This is a genomic window from uncultured Allobosea sp., assembly GCF_945957345.1.
GTDB lineage: Bacteria > Pseudomonadota > Alphaproteobacteria > Rhizobiales > Beijerinckiaceae > Allobosea.
The window spans coordinates 58,624-75,146 of record NZ_CAMFKW010000003.1; the positions used below are offsets into that span (position 1 = coordinate 58,624).

The following is a 16,523-nucleotide window of genomic DNA, read 5'->3' on the forward strand; positions in this document are numbered from 1 at the left end:
GAAACGCAACGATTAATTTTGAACGCAACTGTTCCGAATAGGGCCTGCCTTGTCCCTGCTGACGCTCGACGAATCCCGCCTCGCGCTCGCGCATGATCGCGACTGCGTCCGGATCTACCGGTTGATCCTCAATGGCGAGGCGCATTCGCGCACCGATATCGGCCGCATCCTGCAATTGCGCTCGACCAGCGTCTCGCGCGTCGTCGGCGACCTCATCGCGCGCCGCCTCATCATCGAAGCCACGGGCGAGGCGAGCGGACGCGGCCGGCCACCGGCCATCCTCGTCGCCCATACCCGCCGCATCGGCGCCTCTGTAATCTACGTGTCCAGCCAGTCGCTCTCCGGCGCGCTGGTCGATCTCAACGGCCATCTCGTCGCTGAGCGCCGCCGCGCCATCGCGGCCGATGCCGACAACGCTGCGATCGCTGCCGTGATCGCCGAACTGGCGCGCGATCTCCTCGACGCCATGCCGCCGGGCATGAGCCATGCGGGCACGGCCGTCTCGCTCTCCGGCCTCATCGACCTGAAGCGCGGCCAATGGCTCCTGGCCTCGCGCTGGCCCCGCATGCGGGGGCTCGACATCGCCTCTGTGCTCGAGCCGGTGGCCGGGCCTGTCACGATCTGCCGCAATCTCGATGCCGAACTGCGCGCCCGCGCCGCCCGCGAGCCCGAGAACTTCGCCGGCGGGACGATCCTGCTGCACTGGGGCTGGGGCGTCGGCCTGGCTTATGCGGTCGACGGCGAGCCCTTCGCGCCGACCGGCTCCTTCGGCGAGATCGGCCATTGGCGGCTCGCGGCGCTGAACGGGCGCCGCTGCGGCTGCGGCAACACCGCCTGCCTCGAAACCGGCGCCGCGCTCTGGTCGCTGCTCCCGACGCTGCGCCGGCACTGGCCCGATCTCGACCAGGACGAGGTGCGCCTCGCCCGGCAGCTCGCCGGCCTCGACCTCTTGTCCCTCCCCGAGGTCGAGATGGCGGCGCAGTTGCTCGCCCGCGCGCTCGCCAACGCCTGCCGCATGCTCTTCCCGGCCCGCATCGCGGTAAGCGGTCCCTTCTCCGCCAATCCGCAGCTCTGGGCTCGGTTCAACACGCTGTTCCGGGCGGAAGGCACCATGGATGGTTTCGCCGTGCCAGACCTTGCCGGCGTGCCCGCCAGTCATCTCTACGAGATTCACGGCGCCGCCGCGCCCTTGCTCAGCCGCGCAACCGAGGCCCTGCTGCTCGAACAGGCCTGATCCCGCTCGCGTCCCATGCCGCAACGCGCTGCCCGCCATGTCGCGGAATGCGCTGGCGCGTCGAAAAGTGGTGCACTAGTATCCCAGGCAAATGCTCCGGATGCCGCTCACGGCATCGCAAAAGAGAGCTCAACCCAGGGAGAGATCATGAACCACCCGACACGTCGCACCGTCATGGCCGGAGCGGCCGGCCTCGCCGCGCTGAAGGCCGGCGGAGCGCTGGCCCAGAGCGCGCCCGTCGCGCTCAACATCATCGATGTCGCCGGCAATTTGCAGCTGACCCAGATCGCAATCGAGAAATTCGCCAAGGACAATCCGAAGCTGATATCGCGCCTGAATTTCTCGCGCGCGCCCTCGCCGGAGCTGCCGGCCAAGCTCAAGGCCCAGCAGGCTGCCAATCGCGTCGATATCGACCTCGTGCTGACCGGCCCCGGCGCCATGTCGGACGGCATCCAGCAGGGGCTCTGGGTCGATGTCTGGAAATCCCATGCCAAGGACCTGCCGAAGCCGGAGGAGGTCTATCACGAGCAGGCGCTGATGATGCAGCGCAATTTCGGCCAGAACGAAGGCGTCGCGGTGGTCTATTCGCCGTCCGGCCCGCTCTTCGAATATGCGCCCGAGCGGCTCAAGACCGTGCCGAAGACCGCCGCGGAGCTGCTCGCCTATGTCAAGCAGAACCCGAAGCGCTTCACCTATGCGCGGCCCGTCAATTCCGGCCCCGGCTGGACCTGGCTGCAGGGCCTGCCCTACATCCTCGGCGATGCCGACCCGACCGACCCGATGAAGGGCTGGGACAAGACCTGGGCCTATCTCAAGGAGCTCGGCACCGGCGTCGACTATTATCCGGGCGGCACCGCTGCGACGATGAAGGAACTCGGCGAGGGCACCCGCGACGTCATCGTCTCGACGCTGGGCTGGGACATCAATCCGCGCGTCCTCGGCATCGTGCCGAAGGAGGCGAAAGTCTTCGTCCTCGCCAACACGCACTGGATTCCGGACACCCAGTTCATGTGCATCCCGAAGGGCGTCCCGGCCGACAAGCTGCCGGCGTTGGTCGCGCTCATGGCCTATATGCTGAAGCCCGAGGCCCAGGCCGTGACCTACGACAAGGGCTATTTCTATCCGGGACCGGCGATCAAGGGCGTCACGCTCGCCATGGCGCCGCAGGAGAGCCGCGACGTCCTCGCCGAATATGGCCGGCCCGAATATGATGGGCTGATTACCAGCCTGCCGACCCGCCCGCCGCTGACGCCCGAGCGTCTCGTCGCCGCCTTCCGGCGCTGGGATCAGGAGATCGGCGTCGGCCACGGCGCGCCGCAATAGCCATGCGCTTCGCCGCCATCGGCCTCGACCACCGCCATATCTACCATATGGTCGGTGGTCTCCTCGAAGCCGGCGCAACCTGCGTCGGCTTCGATCCCGCGACCAGCGACGAGCGCGTCCTCATCGGCTTCCGCGAGCGCTTTCCCAATCTGCCGGAAAGCACGGCCGACCGGCTGATCGACGATCCCGCGATCGACCTGATCGTCTGCGCGGCGATTCCCGCAGAGCGCGCCGCCATCGCCATCCGCGCCATGCGGGCCGGCAAGGACGTCATGGTCGACAAGCCTGGCGTCACCGACTTCGACCAGCTCGCCGCCGTCGAGCAGGCGGCCGCCGAAACCGGCCGCATCTTCTCGATCTGTTTTTCCGAGCGCTTCATCGTCCCGGCGACGCTTGTCGCCGGCAAGCTGATTGCGGACGGCGCGATCGGCCGCGTCGTGCAGACGCTCGGCATGGGTCCGCATCGCTTCAACCGGGCGATCCGGCCGGACTGGTTCTTCGACAAGCGTCATTATGGCGGCATCCTCACTGACATCGCCTCGCACCAGATCGACCAGTTCCTGCATTTCACCGGCTCCGACGATGCGGAGATCGTCGCCTCGGGTGTCGGCCATTTCGGCGGACCGGACTTCCCCGATTTCGAGGATTTCGGCGAGATTCTGCTGCGCAGCGACAGGGCCGGCGGCTATATCCGCGTCGACTGGTTCACAGCCGACGGCCTGCCGACCTGGGGCGACGGGCGCCTCACCATCCTGGGCACCGAAGGTACGATCGAATTGCGCAAATATGTCGACATCGCCGGCCGCCCCGGCACCGACCACGTCTTCCTCGTCGACAAGGCCGGCACCCGCCATATCGACGCCGCCAGCGAGCCGCTGACCTATTTCCGCAACCTCGCCGCCGATATCGCCAACCGCAGCGAAACCGCGATGAGCCAGCATCACGCCTTCACCGTCTGCCGGCTCGCGCTGGAGGCGCAGGCCAAGGCTGCGTGGCTGCCGGCGAAGCCCAGCGCTTGAGAAAGAACCCGCCATGACACGCAAGCTCGGCATCGCCGTGATCGGGCTCGGCCCCGCCTCCTTGCCCCATTCGAAAGGCCTGCTCGACCTCGCCGATCGCGCCGAGACGCGCTGGGCGGTCAGCCGCACGCCCGAGCGCGCCAAGGCCTATGCCGCGCAATTCCCCTTCCCGACCACGACCGATCTCGATGCCGTGCTGGCCGACCCGGCGGTCGATGCCTGCATCGTGCTGACACCCCCGTCTAGCCATCTCGACGTTTCCGCACTCTGCCTTGAAGCCGGCAAACATGTTCTCGTCGAGAAGCCGCTGGAGCTGACCAGCGAACGAGGCCAGCGCCTCGTCGATACCGCTCGCCGCACGGCTAAGACCTTCGGGGTGACCCTGCAGCATCGCTTCCGCCCGGCGAGCCTGCGCCTGAAGGCGGCCCTCGATTCCGGCGAGCTCGGCACGATCGAAGCCGCCTTCCTCTCCGTGCCCTGGTGGCGCCCGCAGAGCTATTACGACGAGCCCGGCCGCGGCACGCTCGCCCGCGACGGCGGCGGCGTGCTGCTCACGCAGGCGATCCATTCGCTCGACCTTTTCCGCTCGCTGGTTGGAGTTTCCAAGGTTGTGGCGGCGCAGGCCCGCACCACCGCCCTCCACCGCATGGAGACCGAGGATTACGTTTCCGCCCTGCTGGAGACCGGCAACGGCGCCCCTGCCACGCTGGTGACGACCACGGCCGCCTATCCCGGCTATCCCGAGCGCATCGAGATCACCGGCACCAAGGGCTTTGCGGCCCTGATCGGCGGGCGGCTGCGCCTCGCCTATCTCGACGGACGCGAGGAGATCGTCGAGGCCGAGGGCTCGACCGGCAGCGGCGCTAACATCATGGATTTCCCGCATGACGCCCACCGCGCCGTCATCGCCGATTTCCTCGATGCGATCGAGCAGGATCGCGACCCCGTCGCCACCGGCGAGGAAGCGCTGGCCTCGCAAAGGCTGGTCGACGATATCCTGAAGGCAGCCAAGCGAGTCGCCTGAACGCATCATCCTTGACTCGCGAGCGGTTTATGGCGCTCCAAGACTTGATGCCCGAAGGTTCCCTCGTGAAGCTTGCTCTCTCGCCCTGTCGCCGCTTTGTCTTGATCAGAGCCGGACGATGAACGTCGTCCTCGCCTGCGATCTCGGCGGCAGCAGCTTCCGCGCCGCGCTGATCGACGATCATGGCGTGACGCAGGCCGAGCACGCCGTTCCCGGTCCCGCCCTGAACGACCATCTCGATCGCTCGGAAGTTGCCGCACAAGCCTGGTGGGCACAGCTGCTTGAAGCGGCCGGCAAGCTCGCCGAGCAGGAACCGGAGCTCTTCGCCCGTGTCCAGGGCATCGCGATCTGCGGCGTGACCCGGACGCAGGTTTTCCTCGACGGCGACGGGCAGGAGCTGCGCCCTGCCATGACCTGGAAGGATGCGCGCTCGGACAGCATGGCTGCTCGGCTGCGGGCAGCACTTCCCGATCACCCCGAGGCCAGCCGCATCAACGCCTTCCACCCGCTCGCGCGCCTTGCATGGCTCGCCGAGAACGAGCCGCAACACGCCCGTGCGCTCGCTTCCGTGCTGGAGCCGAAGGATTACCTGAACTTCCGCCTGACTGGCCGGCAGACGAGCGATCCCGTTTCGCTTGCACGATTGATCGCTTGCGCCGAAAGCGTCGATGGCCGCTCGGGATTTGATGCTAGCGGCCTCCCGTCGAGCGTGATCCCAACGATCCTCGAACCCACCGAGATCGTCGCATCCGTCGGCGCCAACTTGCCCGCTCCCTTTGACCGACTCGCTGGCATTCCCGTCTTCTGCGGCTGCAACGATACCTGGGCGGCCGTCGCAGGACTGGGCGCGCTGCGGCCGGGCTATGCCTACAACATCTCCGGCACCACCGAGGTGCTCGGCGTGCTCGGCCCCGATCCGGCGGAAGCGGAAGGGCTCATCTCCGTCGACTGGCGCGGCCTCTGGCATCTCGGCGGCCCCAGCCAGAACGGCGCCGACACCGCCGCCTGGCTCGCCGGCCTGCTCGGCGGCGATGGCCCCGTCGGCGGGACGATCGAGCGCGTTCTCGCCGGCCCGCGCCATCCGCAGCCGATCCTCTTCCTGCCCTATCTGCAGGGCGAACGCGTGCCCTATTGGGACCCGAACCTGCGCGGCGCCTTCATCGGACTCGGCCGCCGGCATGGTCCGACCGATCTCGCCTATGCCGTGCTCGAGGGCGTCGCCTGCCAGAACCGCCTCGTGCTGGAGCGGGCGGAGGGCGCGCTCGGCAATCGCGTCGACGAAATCCGCTTCGGCGGCGGCGCTGCGGCCAACCCGGTCTGGGCGCAGGTCAAGGCCGATATCTGCGGCCGCCCGATCGCGGTCGGCGCGGCCAAAGAGCCCGGCCTGCTTGGCGCTGCGATCATTGCCTGGACGGGCTTGCGCCGCTTCGCCTCGCTCGGAGCCGCACAGGATGCCCTCGTGACGATCGCCCGGCGCTACGAGCCCGATCCTGCCCGCCGCCCGACCTATAACGCGCTCTACGCCCTCTATCGGCAGAGCGAAGCCGCGCTCGCCCCGATCTCGGCCGACCTTGTCGCGCTGGCGCAGGAAACGGCTGCTCTGCCCGGCCTCGCCAAGACGGCGGACGCGACGTAAGAACCCTCATGACAGACGCGCCCATGAACAGCCCCGCGGACAAGAGACCCGTCACGCTTCTGACCGGCGCTTCCGGCGGCATCGTCGGCGCACTCGCTCTCATTCTCGCGCAGGCCGGGCATCGGCTCGTTCTGTCCGGGCTCGATCAACCTGGTCTTGAAGCCGTGGCCGACGAAACTGCCGCGGCTGGGGCCGAGACGGCGATGCTCGCCGGCGATCTCCGCGACCGCGATTTCGCCCGGTCTCTCGTCGACCTCGCCGTCTCCCGCTTCGGCCGGCTCGACCATCTCGTGACGGGAGCCGGTGCCTCACGCCCGGTCCCGATGGTGGAGATGGATGATGACGAGTGGGACAGGCTCGTCGATCTCAATCTCTCGGCCGTGTTCCGTATCTCCAAGGCCGCGTCCCGGCAGATGATCGCCCAGGGCGAAGGCGGCGCCATCGTCCATATTTCGTCGATCGCCCACAGCAATGGCGGCGCCAACCTCGCCTATGGCTCGGCCAAGGGCGGCGTTGCGACGCTGACCTATGGCATGGCCCAGCAGCTCGGGAAGCACGCCATCCGCGTCAATGCGGTTGCACCCGGCATCATCGATACGCCAATGGTGAGGAACGGATTCGCGCAGCAGTTCAATGCGCTGGTCGAGGGAGCGGCGGTGCGGACGCCGCTGGGAAGACTGGGACGGCCCGAGGATGTCGCCAACGTGATCGCATTCCTGCTTTCGGATGGCGCCGCCTTCGTCACCGGCGCCCTGATCCCGATCACCGGCGGCATCGAGATTCTCTCGCCGATCTCCACCATCGCCAAGGGGACTTGAGTTGGGCCGCATCGACCCGCGCGACTTGATCGGACATTACGGCACGGCGCTCGCCGGCCTCGCGCTGATCCTGTTCTTCCTGATCTTCGCACCGAATTTCGCCAGCACGACCAACATCATCAACGTGCTGAAGGACACGAGCTTCCTCGCCATCCTCGCACTCGGCTTCGCGCTGGCCTTCACCGTCTCCGAGCTTGACCTCTCCGTCGCCGAAATGGCGAGCCTCGCGGCGGTCGTCTGCGGCTGGCTGGTTCATGCGCAATACCCCCCGGCTGTCGCGGTCGCCGCCGCGATCGGCATCGGCATCGTGCTGGGCTCGTTGAACGGCTACGGCGTCACCGTGCTGCGCATCCCCTCGTTGATCATGACGCTCGGCACCGCCGCCATCGCCAAGGGCTTCGCCTTCATGATCACGCAGGGCGTCGCTTTCGTCGGGCGCTGGCCGGTCGGCTTCACCGGGCTCGCCCGCGGCTACACCTTCGGTATCCCCAATCTCGTGCTCTGGATGGCCGGCGCCACGCTCTTCGCCTATGGGCTCGTCAAATGGACGCGGACCGGCGCGCATATGGTCGCGACCGGCGAGGCGGATGAGGCCGCGCGTCTCGCCGGCATCGCCACCGCCCGGATGAAGCGCATCGGCCTGTTGCTCTCCGGCGTTTTCGCCGGCCTGATGGCCATGCTGCTCGCCGCCAACCTGTCCTCGGCCGCACCGAACATGGCGGGCGACTACCTGCTCTATGCCATCGCAGCCGTGCTGCTCGGCATGACCATGTTCGAGCCCGGCAAGCCCAACATCCCCGGCACGGTCTTTGCGGCGCTGGTGCTCAAGGTGCTCGGCAACGGCTTGGTACTGATGGGCGCGCCCTATTACATCCAGGACATCGTGCTCGGCGCGATCATCATCGGCTCGGTCGCCTTCTCGGCCAGCGCGATGAAGAAGGCGGCATTCAAGGTCTGATTTCGACGACGACAAGCAGAAATAAGGGGAGTGGGTTTCATGTTCGGGTTCAGGAAAATGCTGGTGGCTGCCGCGGCGCTCGTCGCTCTCGGCCAGTCGGCCGGGGCTTTCGAGGTCGGCATCATCGGCTTCCAGTTCACCTCGGAGACGCATGCCCGCGTCGCCAATGCCGCCGCGGCCGCCGCCAAGGCGAAGGGCTGGAACGTCACGCTGCTGAACTCGGAAGGCGCGCTGCCCAAGCACGCCGAGCAGTTCGATGCGCTGATCGCCAAGAAGGTCGACGCGATCATCATCGCCATGGGCAAGCCGGTCGAGGCCGACGCCCAGTTCAAGGCGGCGAAAGATGCCAAGATTCCGGTGATCACCGTGCAATCGGGCGCAAGTCCGCATGCGCTCTTCGACATCCAGACCAACGAGTACAAGGTCGGCGCCGATGCCGCGCTCTACCTGCTCGGCCAGCTCGGCTACCAGGGCAACATCATCTCGGCCCGCTTCGACCTGAACGTCGCCTCGCGCATCCGTGGCCGGATTCTCGACGCCGTGCTCGCTGAGAACCAGGCGGTGAAAGAGCTCGGCAAGTTCTCGATGGCCCGCACCCAGAGCTGGCGCGACGACGTCCGCGCCGGCATGCAGGCTCTGCTGCTGCAGAACCAGGGCAAGATCAACGGCATCTGGGCCTCATTCGACGGCCAAGCCTATATCATCGACGACCTCCTGCAGGCTCAGGGTGTGAAGAAGGGCCAGATTCCGCTCATCTCCGTCGATGGCGGCAAGGAGAGCTACGAGCGCATCGCCGACCCGAACTCGACTTTCATGGCGACTGTGGCGGTGCCCTTCGAGGAAATGGGCAAGCAGGCGGTCGATGCTATCCAGGCGATCGTCGTCGACAAGAAGCCGAAGGAGAGCATCACCTCGGGCCCCTATCTCTTCACGGACGCCGTGCTGGTCGACAAGAACAACGTCCAGCAGTTCCTGAAGAAGTGAGGACAGCAATCGTCATGCCCGGTCTCGCCCGGGCATGACCGACACCTGCGGCTGCAAATCCCCGGACAGGCCATGACCGAACCCACTCCCCTCCTCTCGCTGCGCGGCGTCGGCAAGGCCTATGGCCCGGTCGTGGCCGTCAGAGATGTCGATCTCGACATCTTCAAGGGCGAGGTCGTGGCGCTCTGCGGCGACAACGGCGCCGGCAAGTCGAGCCTGATCAAGGTCATCTCCGGCGCCGAGGAGGCGACGAGCGGCACGATCAGCCTGCGCGGCAAGCCGGTGACCTTCGCCTCGCCGCATGATGCGCTGGAGAACGGCGTCGCGACGATCTACCAGGACCTCGCGCTGGCGCCTCGCCTCTCCATCGCCCAGAACGTCTTCATGGGCTCGGAGCTGACCAAGCCGGTGCTGCTGCCCTTCCTGCGCGTCCTCGACAAGAAGAAGATGATCGCGGAATCGCAGCGTTACCTCGCACAGCTCTCAGCCGCCGTCACCGACATGACCCGACCGGTCGAGCGGCTCTCCGGCGGCCAGCGCCAGGCGGTCGCGATCTCCCGGGCGCTGCGCTGGAACGCCGAGATCATCATCATGGACGAGCCGACCGCCGCGCTCGGCGTCAAGGAGAGCGCGCTTGTCCTCGACCTCATCCGCAAGCTCAAGGCCGACGGACGCACCGTCATCCTGATCAGCCACAACATGCGCGACGTGGTGGCGCTGGCAGACCGCGTCGTGATCATGGGCGCGGGCCGCAAATACGTGGACCAGCCGCTCGGCGATCTCACCGCCGACGACATCGCGCACCTGATCATGGCCGGCAACGCCAAGGCGGCCTGAAGCAATGCACGAAGCCATCATCATCGACACCGATCCCGGCCAGGACGATGCCGTCGCCCTGCTGCTCGCCTTCGCCAGCACTGAACGGATCGATCTCAGGGCGATCACCACGGTCGCCGGCAATGTCCCGGTCACGCAGACCACGGCGAATGCCCTGCGCATCCGCGATCTCGCCGGCCGCGACGATATCCCCGTCCATTGCGGCGCCGAGGGCCCGCTTGTCTTTGCGCTGGAAACTGCCGAATTCGTCTGCGGCCCGGATGGGCTCGCCGGTGCCGACCTGCCCCAGCCGAGGAGCGAAGCCGCGCCCGGCCATGCCGTGCAGGCGATCATCGAGATTTGCCGCGCGGCGCCGGCGGACGGCATCACGCTCTGCCCGCTCGGCCCGCTGACCAATCTCGCGCTCGCCTTCCGGCTGGCGCCCGACATCCTGCCGAAAGTGAAGCGCATCGTGCTGATGGGCGGCGCCATCGGCCTCGGCAACATCACGCCCGCCGCTGAATTCAACACCTATGTCGATCCGCATGCCGCGGCGGTCGTCTTCGACTGCGGCCGGCCGATCGTGATGTTTGGCCTTGGCGTCACGCTGCAGGCCATCGCCAGCCATGACCAGATCGCCCGCATCGGCGCACTCGGCAACGCGGCGGGCAAGGCCGTTCACGGCATGCTGACGCGCCCGCGCCCCGGCGGGCTCGGCTCGAACGGCCACCCGATGCACGACCCCTGCGTCATCGCCTACCTGCTCTGGCCTGAGCTGTTCGACGGCCGCGGCTGCTTCGTCGCGGTCGAAACGGGCGACGGCCCCTTGCGCGGGCGCACCACGATCGACTGGAACGGCCGCCTCAAGCGCGAGCCCAACGCCCATGTCGTCGCGACCGTGAAAGCCCATGAGCTGTTCGAACGGATGATCGAACGCCTCGCCACACTGCCTTGAGAGACCAGGCCATGCCGCATTTCGTCGAAGCGCTGCAGCAGGACGCGGCGCAAGCCATCGCGCAGATGCAGGAGGCGGCTCTGCGCGCCCGCCATGCCCATGCCCGCGCCGAGCTGATGCGCCACATGCTGACCACGGCCCGCAAGGTCAAGGACAAGCCCAAGGCCGAGGCGGTCGAGACGGTGGTGCGCGAATGGATGGACGCCTGGAATCTTGGACGCGGTGACTGGCCCCATATCGCCCGCGAGATGGAGAGCTTTACCGAAGCCTTCCACGACTACGCCAACGATCCCAGCGACGAAAACGACACGCGCTTGCGGGAAACCTGCGCGGCGCTCGACACAGTCCTGGAGCAGGAAGGGACCTCGATCTCCGACCAGATGGCCTTCCGCTCGCAATGCGCCCATGGCTGGTGGGAGCAGGTCAAACCCGTCCCCGCCGACCTGCCGGGCCTCAAACCGCGCCCGTCGGTGCCGGCGCTTGAATCCGGCAAAGCATTCTGGGAAGCCGGCTGCGCCGACTTCTGCCGATAGGAGCGCCGCGCTCAGCCTTCCAGGAATTGCATCCGGTGCAGACGGGCATAGCCGCCGTCGCGCGCCAGCAACTCGTCATGGCTGCCGGTCTCGACGACCTTGCCCTCGTCCATGACCACGATCATGTCGGCCTCGCGAATGGTCGAGAGCCGGTGCGCGATGACGATGGTCGTGCGCCCCTTCATCAACGTCGCCAGCGCTTGCTGGACCAGCCGCTCGGACTCCGTGTCGAGCGCGCTCGTCGCCTCGTCGAGCAACAGGATCGGCGCGTTCTTCAGGATAGCGCGCGCGATCGCGATCCGCTGGCGCTCGCCGCCCGAAAGCTTGTGGCCGCGCTCTCCGACCGAGGCGTCGTAGCCGCCCGGCATCGCCATGATGAACTCATGCGCGGCGGCGGCCTTCGCCGCGGCAATGATTTCGTCCTGCGACGCATCCGGACGCCCGAAGGCGATGTTCGCCCGCACGCTGTCGTCGAACAGTACGACATCCTGGCTGACGACACCGATCTGCCGGCGCAGGCTGGTCAGCGTGACGCTGCGAAGATCCTGCCCGTCGATCTCGATGCGCCCCTCGCTGGGGTCGTAGAGGCGCGGCACCAGAGCGAGCAGCGTCGATTTGCCCGAGCCTGAACGGCCGACCAGCGCCATCGTCTTTCCGCCCTGCGCGACGAGATCGATGCCTTCCAGCGCGCGCTGGTCCTCGCGATAGCGGAAGCGCAACTGGCGGAAGGCGACCTCGCCGGCCGAGACCGCAAGCGGCTTCGCATCCGGCCGGTCGAGCACCCGCGGCTTCTCGTCCATCAGCGCGTAGTAGCGCTTCAGGGAGGCCCCAGCCTCCTGGACGATGGCATTGAGATTCCCCAGCGAGCGCATCGGCTGGGCCGCGAGCAGCAGTGCCGAGACATAGCCGGTGAAATCACCCACCGTCGAATTGCCGGAGGTGATGCGCACGCCGATCGCCGCAAGCACGCCCGCGACCGCGATGCCGCCGCCGACCTCGAGCAGCGGATCGAGCCGCCCGCGTGCATTGGCCGCCTTCATCTTCAGCGCCCGGATCGTCTCGAAGGCGTTGGCGGCGCGCGCCTTCAGATAGGGTTCCAGCCGGTCGGTCTTGGCGACGCGAGCACCCTGCAGGCTCTCGGTGACGAGATTGGCCATAAGCCCCGTCTGTTCCTGCTGGGAATTGGCCATGCGCCGGAGTTTGCGGCCGATCTTGCCGATCGGATAAGCGATCACCGGCGCGATCAGCAGCACGACCAGCGTCATCTGCCAGTCGATCCAGATCAGCGCACCGACCAGCGCGACCGCTGTGACCACGTCGCGGATCGCGATATTGACGATGCGCGTCAGCGCTTCCTTGACGAAGGTGAAATCGGTGGTGAAGCGCTGCGTGAGCGAGGCAGGATTCTCGCGCTGGAGCTGCGCGAGGTCCGCATCGATCAGATGGCCGTAGAGGGCCGTCTGCATGTCCGCCTCGATGCGGCTGACGACATTGTTGGTCATCACCGTCTGCGCGAGCAGCGAGAAGCCCTTGATCGCGGTGACGATCACGACCACGGTCGCAACCGCGTTGATCACGCCGATCTCGTAGCCGATCGATTTCGAGACCAGCCGTTCCATGCGCCGGACGAAGCCGGTCGATTCGGCCGTCAGCGGATCGGCGAAGGCGTCGAATGCCGCCTTGATCAGGAGCGGATAGAAGCTCGTCGTCGCCGCGATGACCACGACGAGCCCGAGAATCATCAGCATCTGCGGGAGATAGGACCTGATCTGCTCGCGCCAGACACGGGCAAAGAGCGCGAGGGTATCGTCGGTGACGCGGCCGATCTTCATGCCGGGGGCCTATCATGGCCGCCCGGCAAGCGCCACTGGCGCATGCCGGGGCGCGAAAGGGGGGCCTTGCTACGGACACGAAGCTGTCTTCCCATGGCCACAACCGACTCAGGAGACTTCATGCCGCTTTCCCCGCCGGCCCAGCCCGGCCAGAGCTTCGCCGAGATCGAAACCCCCGCCCTCGTGCTCGATCTCGACGCGTTCGAGCGCAATCTCGTCGCCATGGCGGCTTTCACTCAGGCACATGGCATCCGGCTCCGGCCACATGCCAAGTCACACAAGAGCCTGGAGATTGCGCTGCGCCAGATCGCCCATGGCGCGGTCGGACAGTGCTGCCAGAAGGTCGGTGAAGCGGAAATTCTGGTCGCAGGCGGCGTCGGCGACGTGCTGGTCACCAACGAGATCGTCGGCGCGGCCAAGCTCGATCGTCTCGCCCGGCTTGCCCGTTCGGCGAAGATCGGCCTCTGCGTCGACCATCCCGACGGCGTGCGCGAGGCGGCGGAGGCGGCAGCCCGCAACGATGTGACGCTCGATGTCTATGTCGAGATCGATGTCGGCGGCCGACGCTGCGGCGCCGCTCCCGGCGAGGCGGCCGTCCGTCTGGCCGAGGCGATCGCACGCTCGAACACCCTGCGCTTCGCCGGCATCCACGCCTATCACGGCTCGGCCCAGCATATGCGCTCGATCGACGAGCGCCGCGAGGCGATCGAACGCGCGGGACTTGCCGCACGCAACACCGTCGAGCGGCTCAAGCATCACGGCTTGCCCTGCGAGGTCGTCACCGGCGCCGGCACCGGCACCCATGAATTGGAAACCCAGTCCGGCATCTGGAACGAGATTCAGCCGGGCTCCTACATCTTCATGGACGCAGACTACGCCCGCAATCGTCAGGCCGACGGCACACCGTTCCGCAGCTTCGAGCACGCGCTCTTCGTCCTCGCCGGCGTGATGAGCAAGCCGGTGCCAGATCGCGCCATCGTCGATGCCGGCCACAAGGCCGCGGCGGTCGATTCCGGCATGCCCGTGCCCTTCCGCCGCGACGGCGTGATCTACACGAAGCCCTCGGACGAGCATGGCATCCTGACCGGCGACCCGGTGGCGGTGCCCCATCGCGGCGACCGGCTTCTGCTGATCCCCGGCCATTGCGACCCGACGGTCAACCTGCACGACTGGTATGTCTGCGTCCGTGGCCTGCACGGGCCGGACGCCCATGTCGAGGCGCTCTGGCCGGTCGCCGCGCGCGGTGCCCTGACCTGAGCCTAGCCACACCTGCCAGGCGCCGGACGGAATTCCCGCTAGAGCGGCGGCCCAGTCTCAGGGCCGCCAGCCCATCTCCTCGACCGGAGCGTTCTCGCGCTCGTCCTCGCGGCGAGCTTCCTCGACCACCGCAAAAAGCGCCCGCAGCGCCGCGTCGACGCCTTCGCCCGAGGCGGCCGAGAGGATGATCGGCATGCGCTTGGCCGCCCGCTTCAACCGGGCTACCTGCTCCTTGAGCACTTCCGGCGTCAGCGCATCGACCTTGGAGAGCGCGACGATCTCCGGCTTCTCGGCCAGCCCCTCGCCATAGGCCTCCAGTTCCTCGCGCACGGTCTTGTAGGCCTTGCCGGCATGCTCGCTGGTGCCCTCGACCAGATGCAGCAGCACGCGGCAGCGCTCGATATGGCCGAGGAAGCGATCACCGAGGCCATGGCCCTCATGCGCGCCCTCGATCAGGCCGGGAATATCGGCCAGCACCATCTCGCGCCCATCCACGCGCACGACGCCGAGACCGGGATGCAGCGTGGTGAACGGATAATCGGCGATCTTCGGCTTCGCCGCCGTGACTGTGGCAAGGAAGGTCGACTTGCCGGCATTGGGTAACCCGACGAGGCCGGCATCGGCGATCAGCTTCAGGCGCAGCCAGACCCAGCGCTCCTCGCCCGGGAGGCCCGGATTGGCATGGCGCGGCGCCTGATTGGTCGCCGTCTTGAAATAGGCGTTGCCGAAGCCGCCATTGCCACCCTTGCACAGCACGAAACGCTGGCCGGGCTCGGTCAGGTCGGCGACCTTGGTCTCGCCGTCCTCGTCGAGGATTTCGGTGCCCGGCGGCACCTTCAGCACGATCGCCGGCGAATTCGCGCCATGGCGATCCTTGCCCATGCCGTGCTCGCCGGTCTTGGCCTTGAAATGCTGCTGGAAGCGGAAATCGATCAGCGTGTTCAGGCCCTGCACGCATTCGACGACGATATCGCCGCCGCGCCCGCCGTCGCCGCCATTGGGGCCGCCGAACTCGATGAACTTTTCGCGGCGGAAGGAGACGCAGCCGGCGCCACCGTCACCCGCCTTCACATAGATCTTGGCCTGGTCGAGGAATTTCATGGCTTCTCACTAGTGATCGCGAGGCCGAAGGGCAATGGACCGGATCACGCCGCCTGCCGGAAAGCGCTCATTTCCTCGCGTAGCGAGTCGGCGAAGCGCTGCGCCGCCAACCCCGGCCGCGGCGCCATGATCAGCCCGACCGTCAGTTCGAACAGCGGCGGCAGCCCCTCGGCCGCGCCGAGACGGCGCAGCGAGGGCGGCACGGCGCTCTCGGTGATCGCGGTGACGCAGAAGCCGCCCTCCACCGCCGAGAGCACGCCGGAGGTATGCGAACAGGAGAAGACCAGCCGATAGGCCCGGCCGGTGCTATTCAGCGCGCCCAGGATGCGCGAGCGTGCCCGGCAGCCCTCGGAGAACAGGGCGAGCGGCAGCGTCTCCTGCAATTCCGGACGGTGGCCGCGCGCCGCAACCCAGATCATCGGTTCGCGCCGGAGCACCTCGCCCATCGGCCGGCTTGGGTCCTGCGAGACCACGGCGAGGTCGAGGTCGCCCGCCTTCAGTGCCGGCTCGATCCGCTTCGAGAGATCGCAATGCACCTCCAACTCGACCTTGGGATGCTCGACCGCGAAGCGCGCGATCAAGGGCCTGAGATAGGCATCCATATAGTCGTCGGGCACGCCGATGCGCAGGCGGCCCGAGGGCGACTCGCCAGCGAGATCGGCCAGGGCCTCGCGCTCGACCGCCAGCAGGCGCCGCGCATGGGCGATCAGGCGTTCGCCCGCATCGGTTGGCGTGACGCCCCGGCGCGAGCGCTCCAGCAGCTTGTGGCCGAGCTGGCTCTCCAGATCCTGGATCCGCACCGAGATCGCCGATTGCGTCCGGCCGAGCCGGGCGCTCGCCGCGGTGAAGCCGCCGGTCTCCGCCACGGCTACCAGCATGCCGAGCGCGGCGAGGTCGAAATGAGCGGTCATGACGTGCCTCCTTGGAACGGGTGCGATCGATCGGTTTTAAGAATGGTTAAATCAGAATAATCCGTTTTTCCGATTGAAGGAAGCGGCCTATATCGTCGCATGAACGAAGCCGAGCAGACCGC

The 16,523-nt window shown here is 67.3% G+C and carries 15 protein-coding genes; 12 read left to right on the forward strand and 3 right to left on the reverse strand.

Features of this window, described 5'->3' with window-relative positions; translation table 11 throughout:
• Positions 1-49: 49 nt before the first annotated feature.
• The 11 genes from Q0Q36_RS02100 to Q0Q36_RS02150 all read left to right on the forward strand — a co-directional run bounded on the left by Q0Q36_RS02100 (position 50) and on the right by Q0Q36_RS02150 (position 11,300).
• Entirely contained in the window at positions 50-1,234 is a 1,185-nt protein-coding gene (locus tag Q0Q36_RS02100) for an ROK family protein (protein WP_293795188.1), read from the forward strand.
• A gap of 147 nt (positions 1,235-1,381) precedes the next feature.
• On the forward strand, positions 1,382-2,557 hold the full coding sequence (locus tag Q0Q36_RS02105; RefSeq protein WP_293795189.1) for an extracellular solute-binding protein: 1,176 nt from the start codon (positions 1,382-1,384) through the stop codon (positions 2,555-2,557).
• A gap of 2 nt (positions 2,558-2,559) precedes the next feature.
• Positions 2,560-3,576 (forward strand): Gfo/Idh/MocA family oxidoreductase, encoded by a 1,017-nt coding sequence (locus tag Q0Q36_RS02110; RefSeq protein ID WP_293795190.1) that lies wholly within the window; start codon positions 2,560-2,562, stop codon positions 3,574-3,576.
• A 13-nt stretch (positions 3,577-3,589) separates the two neighbouring features.
• A complete protein-coding gene (locus Q0Q36_RS02115) occupies positions 3,590-4,600 on the forward strand; it encodes a Gfo/Idh/MocA family oxidoreductase (protein WP_293795191.1) in 1,011 nt (336 codons plus the stop codon).
• 118 nt (positions 4,601-4,718) lie between these two features.
• The gene (locus Q0Q36_RS02120; protein WP_293795192.1) at positions 4,719-6,236 is read left to right on the forward strand and encodes an FGGY-family carbohydrate kinase; all 1,518 of its coding nucleotides are present in this window, start codon (positions 4,719-4,721) and stop codon (positions 6,234-6,236) included.
• Between the two features lie 23 nt (positions 6,237-6,259).
• Entirely contained in the window at positions 6,260-7,054 is a 795-nt protein-coding gene (locus Q0Q36_RS02125; protein ID WP_293795193.1) for an SDR family NAD(P)-dependent oxidoreductase, read from the forward strand.
• Between the two features lies 1 nt (position 7,055).
• Positions 7,056-8,012: an ABC transporter permease gene (locus Q0Q36_RS02130; protein WP_293795194.1), complete on the forward strand. Its 957-nt coding sequence runs from the start codon at positions 7,056-7,058 to the stop codon at positions 8,010-8,012.
• A gap of 39 nt (positions 8,013-8,051) precedes the next feature.
• Entirely contained in the window at positions 8,052-8,996 is a 945-nt protein-coding gene (locus Q0Q36_RS02135; RefSeq protein ID WP_293795195.1) for a substrate-binding domain-containing protein, read from the forward strand.
• A 72-nt stretch (positions 8,997-9,068) separates the two neighbouring features.
• A complete protein-coding gene (locus Q0Q36_RS02140) occupies positions 9,069-9,833 on the forward strand; it encodes an ATP-binding cassette domain-containing protein (protein ID WP_293795196.1) in 765 nt (254 codons plus the stop codon).
• Between the two features lie 4 nt (positions 9,834-9,837).
• Positions 9,838-10,767, forward strand: coding sequence for a nucleoside hydrolase (locus tag Q0Q36_RS02145; protein WP_293795197.1), 930 nt, complete (start codon positions 9,838-9,840; stop codon positions 10,765-10,767).
• Positions 10,768-10,778: 11 nt separating this feature from the next.
• On the forward strand, positions 10,779-11,300 hold the full coding sequence (locus tag Q0Q36_RS02150; RefSeq protein WP_293795198.1) for a hypothetical protein: 522 nt from the start codon (positions 10,779-10,781) through the stop codon (positions 11,298-11,300).
• Positions 11,301-11,311: 11 nt separating this feature from the next.
• Here the strand turns inward: Q0Q36_RS02150 and Q0Q36_RS02155 are convergent, their stop codons facing one another.
• Positions 11,312-13,132: an ABC transporter ATP-binding protein gene (locus tag Q0Q36_RS02155; RefSeq protein WP_293795199.1), complete on the reverse strand. Its 1,821-nt coding sequence runs from the start codon at positions 13,130-13,132 to the stop codon at positions 11,312-11,314.
• Positions 13,133-13,252: 120 nt separating this feature from the next.
• Here Q0Q36_RS02155 and Q0Q36_RS02160 point away from each other — a divergent pair, with 120 nt between their 5' ends.
• Entirely contained in the window at positions 13,253-14,389 is a 1,137-nt protein-coding gene (locus tag Q0Q36_RS02160; RefSeq protein ID WP_293795200.1) for a DSD1 family PLP-dependent enzyme, read from the forward strand.
• 57 nt (positions 14,390-14,446) lie between these two features.
• On the opposite strand, the gene obgE is transcribed toward Q0Q36_RS02160, so the two are convergent.
• Positions 14,447-15,490, reverse strand: coding sequence for a GTPase ObgE (gene obgE, locus Q0Q36_RS02165; RefSeq protein ID WP_293795201.1), 1,044 nt, complete (start codon positions 15,488-15,490; stop codon positions 14,447-14,449).
• Between the two features lie 44 nt (positions 15,491-15,534).
• Complete coding sequence (locus Q0Q36_RS02170) at positions 15,535-16,401, reverse strand: LysR family transcriptional regulator (protein WP_293795202.1); 867 nt, start codon at positions 16,399-16,401, stop codon at positions 15,535-15,537.
• Positions 16,402-16,523 lie beyond the last annotated feature (122 nt).

Bases quoted from the DNA above. Each gene is read 5' to 3' on its own strand.
- Q0Q36_RS02105 (WP_293795189.1), top strand. From the start codon at position 1,382: ATGAACCACCCGACACGTCGCACCGTCATGGCCGGAGCGGCCGGCCTC.
- Q0Q36_RS02110 (WP_293795190.1), top strand. From the start codon at position 2,560: ATGCGCTTCGCCGCCATCGGCCTCGACCACCGCCATATCTACCATATG.
- Q0Q36_RS02115 (WP_293795191.1), top strand. From the start codon at position 3,590: ATGACACGCAAGCTCGGCATCGCCGTGATCGGGCTCGGCCCCGCCTCC.
- Q0Q36_RS02120 (WP_293795192.1), top strand. From the start codon at position 4,719: ATGAACGTCGTCCTCGCCTGCGATCTCGGCGGCAGCAGCTTCCGCGCC.
- Q0Q36_RS02125 (WP_293795193.1), top strand. From the start codon at position 6,260: ATGAACAGCCCCGCGGACAAGAGACCCGTCACGCTTCTGACCGGCGCT.
- Q0Q36_RS02135 (WP_293795195.1), top strand. From the start codon at position 8,052: ATGTTCGGGTTCAGGAAAATGCTGGTGGCTGCCGCGGCGCTCGTCGCT.
- Q0Q36_RS02140 (WP_293795196.1), top strand. From the start codon at position 9,069: ATGACCGAACCCACTCCCCTCCTCTCGCTGCGCGGCGTCGGCAAGGCC.
- Q0Q36_RS02145 (WP_293795197.1), top strand. From the start codon at position 9,838: ATGCACGAAGCCATCATCATCGACACCGATCCCGGCCAGGACGATGCC.
- Q0Q36_RS02150 (WP_293795198.1), top strand. From the start codon at position 10,779: ATGCCGCATTTCGTCGAAGCGCTGCAGCAGGACGCGGCGCAAGCCATC.
- Q0Q36_RS02155 (WP_293795199.1), bottom strand. From the start codon at position 13,132: ATGAAGATCGGCCGCGTCACCGACGATACCCTCGCGCTCTTTGCCCGT.
- Q0Q36_RS02160 (WP_293795200.1), top strand. From the start codon at position 13,253: ATGCCGCTTTCCCCGCCGGCCCAGCCCGGCCAGAGCTTCGCCGAGATC.
- obgE (WP_293795201.1), bottom strand. From the start codon at position 15,490: ATGAAATTCCTCGACCAGGCCAAGATCTATGTGAAGGCGGGTGACGGT.
- Q0Q36_RS02170 (WP_293795202.1), bottom strand. From the start codon at position 16,401: ATGACCGCTCATTTCGACCTCGCCGCGCTCGGCATGCTGGTAGCCGTG.